Here is a 14256-nt window from a genome sequence, read left to right as displayed (position 1 = left end):
CTCCTGGAGCGTCCTGCTCCTTATTGCGCTTCTAGAAGAAGTCGCTCTGGATAAAACCGAAGTCCATCAGTTCTGCATCACCCACGGGCCTGAACTCATTCATTTTGTTTTTCGCCGTCAGGGGTGTGGGTGGGTCGAGCAGAATGTTGGCCTTGTCGTAGCCTTCACCGAGTACGGCGAAAACGATGCCGTTCCAGCCCTTGACGAAGTCGTCACGCGAATAGCGTTTATGCCCCAGTACCGGGTCGCCGATATAGACCCAGTCCTTGTCGGCGCGCTGCATGACCACGAAGTGCTTGTAGCCGCGAATTTCCAGCAGTACCAGGACGGGGATTTTCACGGTGACCAGGGTATCTGGCCCGATCTTGTAGCCCCGGGCACGCATGCCGATACTTTCGAGGTAGCGCTTCATGTCCAGCATGGAGAAGCCTTGGGTACGTACCAGGTCCTGGTCAGCGTTGACCAGCATGCCTTTGATGATGTGTGCTTCGTCGACGTCCAGCCAATAGGCCTGACGCAGGATGGTGGCGAGTGCCGCGGCACCGCAGCTGAAATCGGTCTTCTGTTCCACCAGGTTGGCGAAGCGGCGTTCACGAATGCTCTCGACCTTCTTGAATATCACGGCACCGCCGGGCATGGCTGAAATTGCCATTTGCCCTGCCCAGGTCGGGCCGGTGAGCATTAACAAGAGGGTGAGCGTCACGAGGCGCATGATCGTCTGACCTGTTGGACACTGGAAATAGAAAAGGGCCTTGTCGCCAAGGCCCCGTTGCATCAGAAGCGAACGCCGCTGCCCGCTGCACATTGGGTGCAACCGCTGCCCAGTGTGAGGGTGTTGCTTTGTTGGTTGCCGGAACCTGCGGACACGTTGAGCCCGATGTTGCCGGAACCATAGTTGCCAGAGTTGTTCAGGCTGGCGTTGTTGCTGACATAGGTAGACTGGCCACCATAGCCATGGGTAGACGCGGCTGCGTTGAGGAAGTGGTTGTCCAACGATTGTTGCTCGGTGTTGGAAGCAGCGGCTACGTTGTTGCCGTCGGCAGTCACGATAGCCAGGTTGTTTTTCTGTTGGTTGCCTTGACCGGCTGCAACGTTGACACCGGTGTTACCCGAGCTGTTGTTGGCCGAGTTGTTCAGAGACGCGTTGTTTTGCGTGCCTTTGTTGTCGAACTTGTTGCTCCGGCTTTCTTGATAGATGTCGGCGACGGCAAATACCGAAGCAGCATCATCGGCACTGCTGGTGATTGCAGCAGCATTGTCCTGCTGGTTGCCCGAGCCCGAAGCGACGTTGGCGCCCAGGTTGCCGGAGTGGCCGTTAAGCGAGCCAGTGGCTGAGGCGTTGTTAGTGGTTTTGGTGTCGTCGAATTTATTGTCTTTGCTGACTTGGGTATCAGTCACGACGGCAGCCACGGTGCCGGTAGCCACTGGGGTTGGGTGCCAGCCGCCGCCGCTACCACCTGCTTGTGCAGCAACAGCCATGAGCGCAGTCAGAGCGAAAACCAGTGGTTTAAGAGCCATTGTAGGTTTCATGGTGTATCTCCTTGCTTCTAATTAGTTGGTTAAGTGTTGGTACGGTCTAACTAACAAACACTGATCAAGCTGTTACTTGATAGTGATAGCCAGGGTGTTAGCCACTCGGTTCCCCACCCCCGCACTCTGGTTCACCTGTACCACTCCTCGGCTGCCGGTGAAGGCCTGGTCGCTGGTAACGACCTGGCGGCTGCCAGTGGTGGGGGTGAGCCCTGAGTCTGTTAACAGCGTCGTGTTCTGCTGCGACAAAACGCTGTCATCGATGCTTTGCGGACCCGGATTGATACTGATCCGCACGGCATTGATCATCTGTGTATTGGCTCCGGCCGACTGGTTGACGCCCAGCACACCGTTGCCATTGCTGAAAGAGGAACCCTGGATCGCCGCGTTGGCGTTCAGGGAAGCATCGACCTTGCCATCGAGTTTCTGCACCAGTGAATCGTGGGCTTGTCCGCCGACGACGATGGCGCGACTGTTGACCTGCTGTTGCTGATTGCCGGCAGACTGGTTGACCGAGGCGACACCGCTGTATTGCTGGCCGCTGTTATTGATCGTTGCGTTGTTGTCGGCCATGGCCGATGCGCAACTCAGTGCGGCGATGATGAGCCAGGAGCGATTCATCACTGGCCCCCCATCATGCTGCCGATGTTGTTCAGCGGCGCCATGCCCCGCTGGATCGAACCATTGATCTGCCCAGCCATGCTGCTACCGCCACCGCCATGGCCGGCGGATGCGCCAGCTCCCAGGGTTGAGCTGCTTGCGCCCAGGCTGTTACTCAGGCCGGGAAGGCTGCCGCCGGGCATCATGGCGCGGGTGATACTGGAGCCGCTGCTGACCCCGGCGATGTCGAGGTCGCTGAGTTCGCCAGTCGTGGCGCTCAACACTTGTTTGGAGGGGTTGGCATTGACTGTGCTGGGGTTGCGATCCGGGGCGAAGGAGGAGCGGCCAGCCATGTGGCCTTGTACGGTGCGACCCACCACGATGGTGCCGTCACCGGCGAGGGCCGGAAGACTCACGCTGGTACTCAGGACACAGCTGATCAGCAGAAGGCTCAATGAGCCCGGATTAAGTGTCTTCACGACGGCATTCCTTATTCTTGGCGCTGACCCTAAACAGCGCTGTCAGGAAGAGAGCAGGAGCTGTGCCGCTTTTTATTTTATGAAGTCATTCAACGAGTTATGCGTTCTGGAAAAGGCGCGCCTGCAGGATGTGTTTCAAATGTGAGACGAGCGGCCTGTGTTCAACTCGCCCGGCACGTGTCTCAGGGATGAAACACTGCGCGCCACAAACCCGACAGTCCGCAGCCGGCTGTCAGTTCAGCCGGTGCAAGTGTTTCAAAAGTGGACAGTTCCAGGCACGCAGCGGCCTTGGGGCAGGGCACGCGCCCTGCCGCCCGAGGGTCAGCTCTTTGGGGTTTTACGCGGAATGGAATTGAGTACGGGGTTGCCGTCCTGGTTCTGGGTCAGGTAGACCGGCAAAACCTTGGGCAGGGAGGGGACGAGGTTAGACACCTCGTTGATGTTGTAGATGCCGCCAATGCGAATTGCGCCGGTGCCGGCGTCAGCCAGCATTACCGGTTTGCTCAGGTAGCGGTTGATCAGCGGCAACGCATCGGCCAGGGCCAGGTTGTCGAGGATCAGCTTACCCTCACGCCAGGCCAGGGCCGTGTCGCCCGGGGCAACCGGCTGGGCCTGCGGGATGATATCACCACGGCTGTAACTGGCCTGCATCCCCGGAGACAGGCGCAGGCCACTGTGGGCCTCATCGCTGGTCACCAGCACCGAGCCCTGCAGCAGCATGACCCGCACACGGTCTTCGTATTTCCAGACGTTGAACTGGGTGCCCGTCACCTGCACCTGGCCGTCCCCTGCATGCACAATGAAGGGGTGCTGCGGGTCATGGCTGACGTTAAAAAATGCTTCGCCCTTTTTCAGGGTGACCCGGCGCTGGTCCTTGTAATTGCGGTAGACCAGCTCGGTGCCCAGGTTCAGCTCAACCTTACTGCCATCATCGAGGGTGACCTGGCGCAGGCTGCTTTGGGCTTCGTAATGCTTGTATGAGCTGGGTAACCAGCCGACTTCCCAGCCGGTAAAGGCCGCCAATGGCAAGGCTACCAGGGCTATCGCCGCGGCTACTGCGTAGTTGTGCAACCGGCTGCGAGGCTTTAGCCGGACCACGACAGGGGCCGGTTCGCTGCGGGGCAGGTGGTCGGCAACGTCCCAGATTTCCAGCATCGCGGCATATTCGAAGGCATGCAGTGGGTGCGCATCGTGCCACTGCTCGAAAGCCTGACGCTCCGCCGTTGTGCAATCGCCGGCGTGCAAACGCATGCACCAGTGCGCAGCCGCATCGGTGATCGCGTCATATTGGGCTTCTGAAAGGGACTTATCTGTCATTAACTCATCCTGATTTCCCACATTCTAACCTCCCCAGCAGGACGGCGAGAACAGCGATCATGGCGAATGCACATCAATTGGAACTAATTCTCGTCTGCAAGGCCCTAAAAAATCAGGACAGTGCAGACTTAATCCCTGAATGGAGTAGCAAAATGTTTAAGCAAACCTTAGCCGCCGTCGTCGCAACCACAGCCTTGCTCAGTGCCGGCGCTGCCATGGCGGACAAGCCGGGTGCCGGCTGGATCACCATCGAGAAAGCCATCGAGGCTGCCAAGACCAAGGCAGGCTACATCGAGGTCTACAAGATCGAAGCCGATAACGATGGCTACTGGGAAGGTGAAGGGCGCAAGTCCGACGGTATCGTCTATGAGTTCCGCATCGACGGTGAATCCGGCAATGTGCTGCGTGACCAGAAAGACTGATTGCGCTGGCGGGTGCAGGCGCTGGCCTGCACCCCGTCCGTTACGGCGTGGCCTCGGCAATCGAGGGTACCGGGTCCAGCTGGCGACCCAGGGTTGTGATCAGTAAGGTCAGTGAGTCGGCGTTATCCATCTGGGTATTGAAGCGCCGCGTCAGGTTGGTTTTGAAAATCCCCCGCGCATTGCTCAAGTCCACGCCTCCTGTGGTGGCAAGAATTTGCTGCCTTATGTATTCGTCGTCCGGGTCGGTTCCCACATCGGCCTTTGTAGCGCCTTCCCCGTTCCATGATTTGAACAGTTGCCCTATGGGTGTGCTCAACGAGTAGGCATTCGCCTGCAGGTCTTGCAACCAGGTGCGAAGGTCGCGGCCTTCCTGGGTTTGCACCTCGATCAAGTCCGAAAACGGTGATGATGAATTCAGGTACGCCACGTCGACCGTATTGCTGACGATATGGGTCAGTTCATGGATCAATGTCGTGGCGCGGGCGTGGATCTCCTTGTCGAAGTGATGGGTCAGGCGGCCCTCATACTGACTGGTGGGCGGGTTGAAGAAGTTCTCTGTGAGGTAGATGCGCCGGTCGGGATCATCGTCGATGACAAAGGCCCAATGTCGCTCGGGGTCGGCAATATGCGCGCCGGAGATAAACCGGGTGGAATTGAGCGAATAAAGCGACGGTTCCAACGCTTCGTCAAGGACGGCGGTAATCGTCTCCAGGAGTTTTTCCGAAAGCTCCTGGGGAAACTTCCCGGGCCCGGTGTCTGGGTCGATCGGTACCCCAAAGAAGCGATTGATAAAACGATGCACCCGCGTGACCGGGGGGTATTTGGGGTCCAGCAGCTTGATGTTCTGCTGGCAGTTGTGCAGGTAAAAGGTTGCCAGGTCCAGTGCATCCACGATCACCTGGGCGCGGTGCGGCGATATGCGGCGAATCTGCGCCATGCCGCGGGCTTCGACGTTCATGGTGCTGCGCACCACTTCATTGACTTCCCGGCGTTCAAGGTACCTGCTGAATCCGGGGCCATGGCGGCGTCGTGCCGCACGTATATCCAGGGCCCACCGGCGGTCGCTATCCAACTGCACGTACGGCCCCTTGGAACGTGCACTGAAAAGCCGCCATTGCCCATTTGCCGTCTCGGCCTGGTAGACCTTTCCCTCCAGGGGAAGGTAATGGTGGTTATCGGTGGCGGTGTAGACCCCGGAACTGGCAGCGGTCAATGGTGCCAGGCTGAGGTCGCAGGTTTCGAAGGGCTGCCGCTGGGTGCGGGCCTGGTCGGTGATGCCGATCTCTTGCCAGGTGCGGGCTTTTTCCACGGGGGCGGCTTGCACCGGGGTTGTGGTTGAAACCGGCTGCTCATTCATCAGGTCCCGCATGGATGCCATTTGGGCGACGCCTGCGATAAATGTCTCCAGGGCATGGCGCCAGTGGTGTTGTTGCAAGTCTTCTGCCGAGGCCTTGAACAGTTTATAGCTCTGCCAGATCACCAACGGCAGCATCACCTTGGCGGGCAACAGGCTCTGCGCCTGCTGAAGGCCTTGGGTAAACAGCGCCTTGAGCGTGGCCCAGGGGCCCTGGCCGGCGGTGTGGGTTTGCTGTTCGAGCATGTTCGACATCAAGGCGATGTTGTCCCGGTACAACTGTTTGAGGGCATGGCCGTTGATGGGGTTGGACGCCAGGGTGATTTCCGCGGTTTGCCCGACGGTGCTGGCCCAGAGGTTTTTGTAGGTGGCCCGTTCGGCCGTCGGCAGGTGCTCGACCACCCAGTCCTGCAATGCGCCAGGCAGGTTGAGCCGGCGCAAAAAATCGGCCTCGTCGTCAAACTCCTGGAACGCCTGCGTCGGGTAATAAGGCGTATAGATGACCAGCGGGCCTTTTCCCGTGGCATTGAATAAATACACCCCCAGTGCCTTGATGGTTCGGGCGCCGGCGGTGGCGATCAGCTCTAGGGGACGAATGAGTGCCGTCGTACCCTTGACGGCGGCGCGGGCGATGGCATCGGGCATGTCGAGAATCTGCGTGATCAAGCCCATGGCAGTGGGCGACAGCTGCTCCTGCAGCATCAGCCCATGGGCATGTTGCAGCAGTTGCCAGGGCAACTGCCGAATAAACCGCTGCTCGCGCTCCGCGGCCCCCGGGTTGCCCGGAGTCAGGTGGCTGGCCAGGTAGCGTTGGTTGTCTTGCTTGAGGGGCAAGCGGGCGAGTATCTGGCGCACCACGGCTGGCGTCAGGCCGGTGGCGGTGGACTCGACGTCGAAAGTCGCGGCCTGCTCGGTGACATGATTAAGCGCGTAGTCCACCAGGTTCTGGCGCTGGCCGGCCAACACCAGCCTGGGCGTGATGTGTACGTTTCGCGCGTCAACCCCATAGGCTTTCAACACGTCGTTGAGCGTGTCACTCACATAGCTCGACAGTGAGGGAAAGCCGTCGAGGTAGTCTTTGTCATCCTTGAGGCTATGGCGATATTGCTCAAGGATCTCGCAGTGCCGTCGCTGCTCCGGTATCGGTGCCATCCCCAGCCAGGCGGGCAGAGCCTGCTGCACCATCAAGGTCTGGGCGATCCGGGCTGTGTGCATCAGGTTGGTGGCAGGCAACGCTCGCTCCAGCTCACCCAGGCGTTTGAGCAGGGCGCTGCCAGGCAGGCCGAGCGCCAGGCAATGGGCCCTTTGGCCGATGTAATGGTTGATCCAGGACTGCTGGCGGTGCTGGGCCACCGACTCGTTGATCAGCAGGAAGCGGCCCAGCACGTAACGCTGGTGAGGCTCGCGCTGGCTGGGGTCGAGGTTTGCCAGCAGTGTTTCGCGTCGGTGCGGATCAGACAGCCGTCGCTCAAGTTCGCTTTGCAAGCGCCCCACGTCGGTGAAGCGCTCCAGGCCCCCGGCGGGCGTCCACAGCAACACCCGCCCGGAGTGAGAAGGGTCCAGGCCACCACGCTCGGTAAGTACCGTACAGTTGGCCAGCGATATTCTTTGCGGCTGGCCCTGGGGCTCGACCGTCACGGCGTAGGCATCGGGAATAAAACCGTCCAGGCCCATGCGCTGGTGGCGGTTGGCATGCTGCAGGTCGAATACCGTCTGGATCATTGCCTCGTCCCGGCTGTCCAGGCTGTTATTCAGGCGCCGCAGCCGGGCTTCGCCTTGAATGGCCACTGACATGGCGTGGGCCATCGATGCCTTGAGCTGTTCCAGATGCTCGCGGGGCAGATCGGCAATGCGGTGGTTGTGAAACTGCACCAGCGTATCGTCAAGAATCGCGTTCGCCTGCTCGATTTGCAGGTTCAGCCGTTGGGCCGCGGGGCCGCTTCCTTGCACCTGGTATAGGCCGTAGGTGGCGGTTTGCGGGATAGGTCCCGTGCCTCGCGTCAGGCGGTCGACGAAGCAGGCGGTCAATGTCTGGCTTTGCCGCGGCGACTCAGGTTCGGTAGCCCTGGCGGCAGTGTCGTAGCGGTTGACGAAAATCTGGTCGGCAGCAGTGTTTATCCGATGACGCTGGTTGAGTTTGGAGGAGAGTGTGGTGTTCACACGAGTCGCCAGCGTGGGTTGTGCCCGGACCCGTTCAGCCAGCGCTTGCTGGATACTCGCCAGCTGCTTTTGCATCAGGGCGGTACGCTGCGCAGTGGGTGAGACGGGGCGGGTCGGGTCGGCCAGCACGGAGTGGGGGGTCCAGCGCCCTGCGGTATCGAGCGCGAGGAGGCGGCTGTCGATCATGTAGCGTACGTCCAGTGCGTGATCCACCAGCGCTGAAGGCTCGATGCCGGCACGCGTGCGGCGGTACAGGTCCAGGGCATACGCGAGGTTTTGCTGTTGTTTGGCAATGATGTCATCGAACAACTGCGCAAACAGGTTGCCGCCTATGCGGCTGCCGGAAAACTGGGGTGCCTTGAAACCGATAAACAGTGCCCGCTCTTGCAGCGACATCAGGTTGTAAAAGTCGTCTTCGTACCCGGGCGCCTTGACCATGGCCTTGAGAGCACTCATCAAGTCCTCGTAGCTTCCCAGCACTTGAAGGCCTTTTTCCGAGGTGTAGAAATACGCTTTGGCATTGCCGATCAGCAGAGTGTTGGCCAATGTCACGACATTGGCCGGGTGCTCCCAGATGTGTGGCCGCTCGAAACGCAACGTTTGGCTATCCTCCGGCGCCGGGCCCGACGACAGGTAGAGCGCTGCCAATGAGCGGCTTTGTTCGGGGCTGATAATGGCTTGCTGGCGTTTGAGCAGTATGTCCAGTCGCGCGTTCGCGGCCATAACCTGCGCGAACCCGCTGCGCCGTGATACGCCTGGCGACAGGTCGGTGTTCCAGAAAGTCTCCAGGACGCTCTGCAAAAAACTGATCAGTTGGCCTGCGGCCTGCTTGATCGCGGTTTCCCAGAGCTGGGCGTCGCGGCTGCGGCGTTGTGGGTCCTTGGCATCGGGCGGGCGCTGGGGGTGGAAGAACTCCCGGGTTTGCCCGGCAGGCCAGGCCTGCTCGCGGTAAAACAACAGCAATGCGTTATTGATGGGCAGTGAATCCAGCCAACGCACGGGGTGGGTGGCGGTAGGCCGAGCGGCAAAAAAGCTGACTTGGGTGTCGCCCGCAAACAACCCGGGGAACAGCGGGCGGGCAACGCTTTCAATCAGTTGGGTCAGCAGCGTATCCAGGGACGGTAGCTGCTTTAACGTTGCCAGCAATACCTCGCGGTTTTTGTTTTGGTAGTGCTTAAGGATTCGCTCCTGGTCGCCAAATACATCCCCGGCAATGTCCTCGGGCGTCAGCACCGGCGTGGTGTCCAGCACGGGCTGGTGCTGTTGCAGCAGGGGCAGGAAACACAAGAGTTGTGCCGCCTGGGCAGGGGTTTTCAGGCGTTCGCCCAGCGCGGCCAGCAGGGCAGGCCGGTGGTCGAATTTTTCCAGCCCGCCATAAGGGGTGTAGAGGAACGCGTGTGGGTAAACGCTGGTTGAGCTCATGATGAAGCTGCCGGCCAGCTCGAACGCGTGCGCGGTGTTTTTGTTCAGCCAGACGCGCTGCGCGATCATCGGCGGCGTTTTTTCGCGGCGCCCGGCATCGCTGGCGATAAATACCTTGCCCAGAAACTCGATGTCCTGGGGGGTGATGTTCAACTGGCGCTCTCGGTCCAGCACCTTCCAGCCCACGCGCATGGCTTCGGCGAAAAAGTAGGGCATCGGGTTCATCCTTGCGATCCTTGGAGAGATAGGGCACTAGACGCTATCGCGCCTCGCCAACCCCGGGGCGTAGATATGTCTGGGACTGCCTGTCGACAGCCACGGGGCAAACCCTGTCTAATCGGCAGTCCGAGTCTTCGTACGCTGTTGCCCATTCCAATAATTAAACGGGAGCTTCAGATGTCTGCATCGCCTTTGGATGTCGAGTCTTCATCAGAGCGACTCAGTTATGCGCAATTGACCGACCTGCTGCGCCAGGTGTTCGTGCGCCACGGTACTTCGGCCGAGGTCGCCCGGGTGCTGGCCGAGAACTGCGCCAGCGCCGAGCGCGACGGCGCCCACAGCCACGGCATATTCCGTATCCCAGGTTATGTCTCGACCCTGGCCAGTGGCTGGGTCAATGGCAAGGCCGTGCCGGTGGTCGAGGACGTGGCCAGCGGCTTTGTGCGGGTGGATGCCGGTAATGGCTTTGCCCAGCTCGCGCTGCAAGCCGCCCGCCCATTACTGGTACAAAAAGCCCGCAGCGCCGGGATTGCCTTGCTGGCGATCCATAACTCGCATCACTTCGCGGCGCTTTGGCCGGATGTCGAGCCCTTCGCCGAAGAAGGCCTGGTGGCCTTGAGCGTGGTCAATAGCATGACGTGCGTGGTGCCCCACGGCGCGGATCGCCCGCTGTTCGGCACCAACCCCATTGCCTTCGCCGCGCCCCGTGCCGATGGCCTGCCGATCGTGTTTGACCTGGCCACCAGTGCCATCGCCCATGGTGACGTGCAGATTGCCGCGCGCAAGGGCGAACGCCTGCCGCCGGGCATGGGCGTGGACAGCCTCGGCCAGCCGACCCAGGACCCCAAGGCCATTCTTGAAGGCGGTGCGCTGTTGCCCTTTGGCGGGCACAAGGGCTCCGCCCTGTCGATGATGGTCGAGCTGCTGGCGGCGGCTCTTACGGGCGGTAACTTTTCGTTCGAGTTCAACTGGTCCGATCACCCCGGCGCGCGCACGCCGTGGACCGGGCAGTTGCTGATCGTGATCGACCCGAGCAAGACTGCCGGGCAAAACTTCGCCGAACGCAGCCAGGAACTGGTGCGCCAGATGCATGCAGCAGGGTTGCGGCGGTTGCCGGGAGACCGGCGCCATCGCACACGGGCGAAGTCACTGGCAGGCGGAATTGAAATCGAGACGGCAGAATTAAGCCGGTTGCGGGTACTGGCACAGGCGTGAAGCAAGCTGCGCCCGGGGAGGGCGCAGCCGGTACTCAGGTCAGTTGCGACGGCCCAGCAACAGGCCGACCACCAGGCCAAAGCCGGCGGAAATCGCCACGGTCTGCCACGGATGGCCACCGATATAGGTTTCGGTGGCGTCCACCACGGGCTTGCTACGCTCGCGCACGTTGGACACCGAGTCCAGGGCCTGCTTGAGCTTGATGGCGACCTGTTCGCGCAGGGTTTCACCTTCTTCCCCTACCAGCGACGCGCTGCTTTTGAGCAACTTGTCCGATTCTTCAATCAGTGCCGTGAGTTCACTGAAGGCTTGATCCTTGATTTGTTCTTCGACGGCTTGGGCGGCAGATTTGCGAGCCATTGGGTTAACTCCTTGCAGGTGAATGTGGCAATGAATGCGCTTGATGAAGAATGGAGTGTTTTAAGCGGGCAAAAGTTGCAGGTTTTTTTCCTACGGTCAGCTTAGGTGAAATCCAGACCCGGAAATTTCGACCTACAGTGTAAGATGTCACCTATTTGTGCAGCAGGTAATTCAACATGAGCTTCAATCTGGCCAACAAGCCCCTTGCCGAGCGCGCCGCGCTGGAAGATGAAAAGTCCCGTCTCTATGACCTCTGGCAAAGCAACCTGGGCAAGGCCAAGGGTGAGGCTGCGCGCTTGTTTGGCGAGCGCGCCAAGCGCAAGGGCAAATGGGCCGAATGGGTGCGTGCGGAGCTGGATGGGATGTCGCCGCCGGAGTTTTCCAACATGGTGCGCAGTGAAGTCAATCGGCTGATGGCGGCGAAGTAAGCGCAAAGCAGGCGACAATCGCCTCTCGCACCTTGAGCAGTAACGGATCGAGTTGCACCTGGGTAACGCGGCAGCGCCAGCGAGAAGCCAGGGCAAGGTGCAGGAGGCGATGCAGGCAACTCGGTCTTTCAGCTACACCGAGGTGATGCCATCGCCGGCAAGCCAGCGCCTACAGTGAACGTGTTCGCCTTTGAGCTTGTTCTGTACCACTCACCCAACCCCCCTCACTCCCCCCGAATCTGCAGCCATTGCTCCCGGGTAATCTCCCAAATATCCCTGGGGAAACGACCTTCGACAAACTGTCCCTCGTCGGTCCTGACCAACCGCATCCCCGTACGCTCGGAAATCCTGCGTGAGGCCACGTTCGGCGTCGCCTTGGGCACCCGCATCACGGGTCGCCCCAGCACCTCAAACCAATACGCCGTCACCGCCGCACTGGCCTCGGCCATCAATCCCTGGCCCTGCCATTGCGGCCCCAGCCAGAATCCCCGGTTGTTATCCACCTCATCCATCAGGCTGACGTTGCCAATCAACGCCCCAGGCGCGCTTTTCAGGCGGATCGACCAATGCCATTCCTCACCGCGCGCCATCGCCGGCAGCGCAACATGCTCAAGATAGTTGCGCGCACCATCTTCGGGGTAAGGCCAAGGCACCAGGGCATTCAGATAACGCACCACTTCCCAATGGGGAAACTGGCGCTGCACGCCCTCGGCATCTTCCAGCGTCAGCGGCCGCAGAATCAGGCGTTCGGTATACAGCGTAGGCAGGGCGTCCATGTCGTCACCACGTGGCAGTGTTGGGTAAGTCCAGCGTGCCGCGATCCACAAAGCGCATGGTGCCAAACAGGCCGCCCGCCAGTTTCCCGCGCAACACGTAAGGCAGGTTATTCAAACTTTGGGTCTGGCTCAAACCAAGCGTCTGGCGCAGCACGGAGAACGCCGAGACACTCACCGGCACCGTCAGCACCGCCTCGGAAAAGCGCGGGATCGAACCCCCCTGGTCACTGACCCCAGACGCCAGTGGCCGGCCATTCACCTCAAGGTCCAGGGCCACGCCGCTGTAGTCGATCGCGGTTTCGTTAGGGTTCTGCACCCGCAGCTTCACCGCAAAACGCACCTCCAGGTCCTGGCTCTGCAGCGGTTCGATACCCACCACGTTGATGTTCACCGGGTCGCGGTTGGGGAACAGCGCGCACGCGCTCAGGGTGAGTAGCAGCAGTGACAAAACCATGAGCTTGCGCATAAACGGGTTCTCCTATTTCGTGACGTCCGGGTCCTGCATCACCTTGAGCGTGGAGGCTTCCGGATCAAATTCATCTTCTTCCAGTTCTATGAACTCTTCAGGCAGGAAGATGTTCAGCACGATAGCGCAGAACGCACCTACGGTGATCGGCGACTCGAAGATGTTGTGCAGCGCCTTGGGCAGCTCGCGCAGTACTTCCGGGACCGCCGCCACGCCCAGGCCCATGCCCAGGGAGATCGCCACGATCAGCACGTTGCGCCGGTGCAGGCCGGCTTCGGCGAGGATCTTGATCCCGGCCACCGCCACGGTGCCGAACATGATCAGGGTTGCGCCGCCCAACACCGGCTTGGGCATCAATTGCAGCACCGCGCCGATCATCGGGAACAGCCCCAGCAGCACCAGCAGCCCGGCAATGAAATACGCCACGTAGCGGCTGGCCACGCCGGTCAACTGGATCACGCCGTTGTTCTGGGCGAAGGTCACCATCGGCAGGCTGTTGAAGGTGGCCGCCATCACCGAGTTGAGGCCGTCAGCCAGCAAGCCGGACTTGATGCGCTTGATGTACAGCGGGCCCTTGACCGGTTGTTGGGAAATCATCGAATTGGCCGTCAGGTCTCCAGCGGCTTCCAGCGGCGAAATCAGGAAGATCACCGCCACCGGGATAAATGCCACCCAGTCGAACGAAAAACCGTACTTGAACGGCACCGGCACGCTGATCAACGGCAACTGGGGCAGGGCGGCCAGGTCGACGCGGCCCATCCACCAGGCCACCACAAAGCCCAGGGTCAGGCCGATCACGATCGAACCCAGGCGCAGGAACGGGTTGTTGAAGCGGTTGAGCACTACGATAGTCAGCAACACCAGGCCCGCCAGGCCCATGTTGCCGGCGGCGCCCAGGTCGCTGGCGCCAAAACCGCCGGCCATGTCGGTGACGGCTACCTTGATCAGCGACAAGCCCATCAACGTAATGATGGTGCCGGTGACCACTGGCGTGATCAGCTTGCGCAGCTTGCCGATGAACTGGCTGAGGACCACTTCGATAAACGCCGCGAAAAAGCAGATGCCGAAGATCGTCGACAGGATCTCGTCGGTGCCGCCGCCCCGGGCCTTGACCATGAAGCCGGCGCTCAGGATTACGCTGATAAACGAAAAGCTGGTGCCTTGCAGGCACAGCAGGCCTGAACCCACCGGGCCGAACTTGCGGGCCTGCACAAAGGTGCCCAGCCCCGAGACGAACAGCGCCATGCTCACCAGGTACGGCACTTCGCTTTCAAGGCCGAGCACGCCGCCCACAATCAGGGTGGGCGTGATGATCCCGACAAAGCTGGCCAGCACATGCTGCAGGGCGGCGAAGATCGCCGCGCTGAAGTGCGGGCGGTCTTCGAGGCCATAGATCAGGTCGGATTTATAACGGGGGCGAGGGGTTTGAGTGTCAGACAAAATACGGGCCCGGGTAGGAAAAAGGAGGCGCAGGATGCCAGAAACTGCCGGTCGTCAGAAGTGTGAAA

General features: G+C 60.6%; 13 protein-coding genes. 3 read left to right on the top strand and 10 right to left on the bottom strand.

Annotated features, from left to right (window positions below):
* Positions 1-31: 31 nt before the first annotated feature.
* From RGV33_RS18795 to RGV33_RS18775, 5 genes are all read right to left on the bottom strand, one after another.
* Positions 32-712 carry a C39 family peptidase gene (locus RGV33_RS18795; RefSeq protein ID WP_322145578.1) on the bottom strand — a complete coding sequence of 227 codons (681 nt, stop codon included), beginning with the start codon at positions 710-712 and terminating at the stop codon, positions 32-34.
* 62 nt (positions 713-774) lie between these two features.
* Positions 775-1530: a hypothetical protein gene (locus tag RGV33_RS18790; RefSeq protein WP_322145577.1), complete on the bottom strand. Its 756-nt coding sequence runs from the start codon at positions 1528-1530 to the stop codon at positions 775-777.
* A gap of 72 nt (positions 1531-1602) precedes the next feature.
* Positions 1603-2151: an adhesin gene (locus RGV33_RS18785; protein ID WP_322145576.1), complete on the bottom strand. Its 549-nt coding sequence runs from the start codon at positions 2149-2151 to the stop codon at positions 1603-1605.
* Positions 2151-2609: a hypothetical protein gene (locus RGV33_RS18780; RefSeq protein ID WP_322145575.1), complete on the bottom strand. Its 459-nt coding sequence runs from the start codon at positions 2607-2609 to the stop codon at positions 2151-2153. Before RGV33_RS18780 ends, RGV33_RS18785 begins: the two co-directional genes overlap by 1 nt.
* Before the next feature lie 321 nt (positions 2610-2930).
* Complete coding sequence (locus RGV33_RS18775; RefSeq protein WP_322145574.1) at positions 2931-3926, bottom strand: FecR family protein; 996 nt, start codon at positions 3924-3926, stop codon at positions 2931-2933.
* Positions 3927-4078: 152 nt separating this feature from the next.
* On the opposite strand from RGV33_RS18775, the gene RGV33_RS18770 reads away from it, so the two are divergent.
* On the top strand, positions 4079-4348 hold the full coding sequence (locus RGV33_RS18770) for a PepSY domain-containing protein (protein WP_322145573.1): 270 nt from the start codon (positions 4079-4081) through the stop codon (positions 4346-4348).
* A 40-nt stretch (positions 4349-4388) separates the two neighbouring features.
* On the opposite strand, the gene RGV33_RS18765 is transcribed toward RGV33_RS18770, so the two are convergent.
* Positions 4389-9500, bottom strand: coding sequence for a dermonecrotic toxin domain-containing protein (locus RGV33_RS18765; protein WP_322145572.1), 5112 nt, complete (start codon positions 9498-9500; stop codon positions 4389-4391).
* 180 nt (positions 9501-9680) lie between these two features.
* Between RGV33_RS18765 and RGV33_RS18760 the strand changes: the two genes are divergently transcribed.
* A complete protein-coding gene (locus RGV33_RS18760; protein WP_322145571.1) occupies positions 9681-10718 on the top strand; it encodes an Ldh family oxidoreductase in 1038 nt (345 codons plus the stop codon).
* 39 nt (positions 10719-10757) lie between these two features.
* On the opposite strand, the gene RGV33_RS18755 is transcribed toward RGV33_RS18760, so the two are convergent.
* Entirely contained in the window at positions 10758-11078 is a 321-nt protein-coding gene (locus RGV33_RS18755; protein ID WP_010172915.1) for a DUF883 family protein, read from the bottom strand.
* 176 nt (positions 11079-11254) lie between these two features.
* Between RGV33_RS18755 and RGV33_RS18750 the strand changes: the two genes are divergently transcribed.
* Positions 11255-11506 (top strand): hypothetical protein, encoded by a 252-nt coding sequence (locus RGV33_RS18750; protein ID WP_003217960.1) that lies wholly within the window; start codon positions 11255-11257, stop codon positions 11504-11506.
* 224 nt (positions 11507-11730) lie between these two features.
* Here the strand turns inward: RGV33_RS18750 and RGV33_RS18745 are convergent, their stop codons facing one another.
* The 3 genes from RGV33_RS18745 to RGV33_RS18735 are packed head-to-tail and all read right to left on the bottom strand — an operon-like array spanning position 11731 to position 14188.
* Complete coding sequence (locus tag RGV33_RS18745) at positions 11731-12282, bottom strand: GNAT family N-acetyltransferase (RefSeq protein ID WP_322145570.1); 552 nt, start codon at positions 12280-12282, stop codon at positions 11731-11733.
* A gap of 4 nt (positions 12283-12286) precedes the next feature.
* The gene (locus tag RGV33_RS18740; RefSeq protein WP_322145569.1) at positions 12287-12748 is read right to left on the bottom strand and encodes an LEA type 2 family protein; all 462 of its coding nucleotides are present in this window, start codon (positions 12746-12748) and stop codon (positions 12287-12289) included.
* Between the two features lie 12 nt (positions 12749-12760).
* Positions 12761-14188, bottom strand: a complete 1428-nt coding sequence (locus tag RGV33_RS18735) for a nucleobase:cation symporter-2 family protein (RefSeq protein WP_322145568.1) — start codon at positions 14186-14188, stop codon at positions 12761-12763.
* Positions 14189-14256 lie beyond the last annotated feature (68 nt).

It is taken from the genome of Pseudomonas sp. Bout1 (assembly GCF_034314165.1).
Taxonomy (GTDB): Bacteria; Pseudomonadota; Gammaproteobacteria; order Pseudomonadales; family Pseudomonadaceae; genus Aquipseudomonas.
Note: the sequence above shows the minus strand (reverse complement) of the source record. Positions and strands in the feature narration are given on the sequence as shown.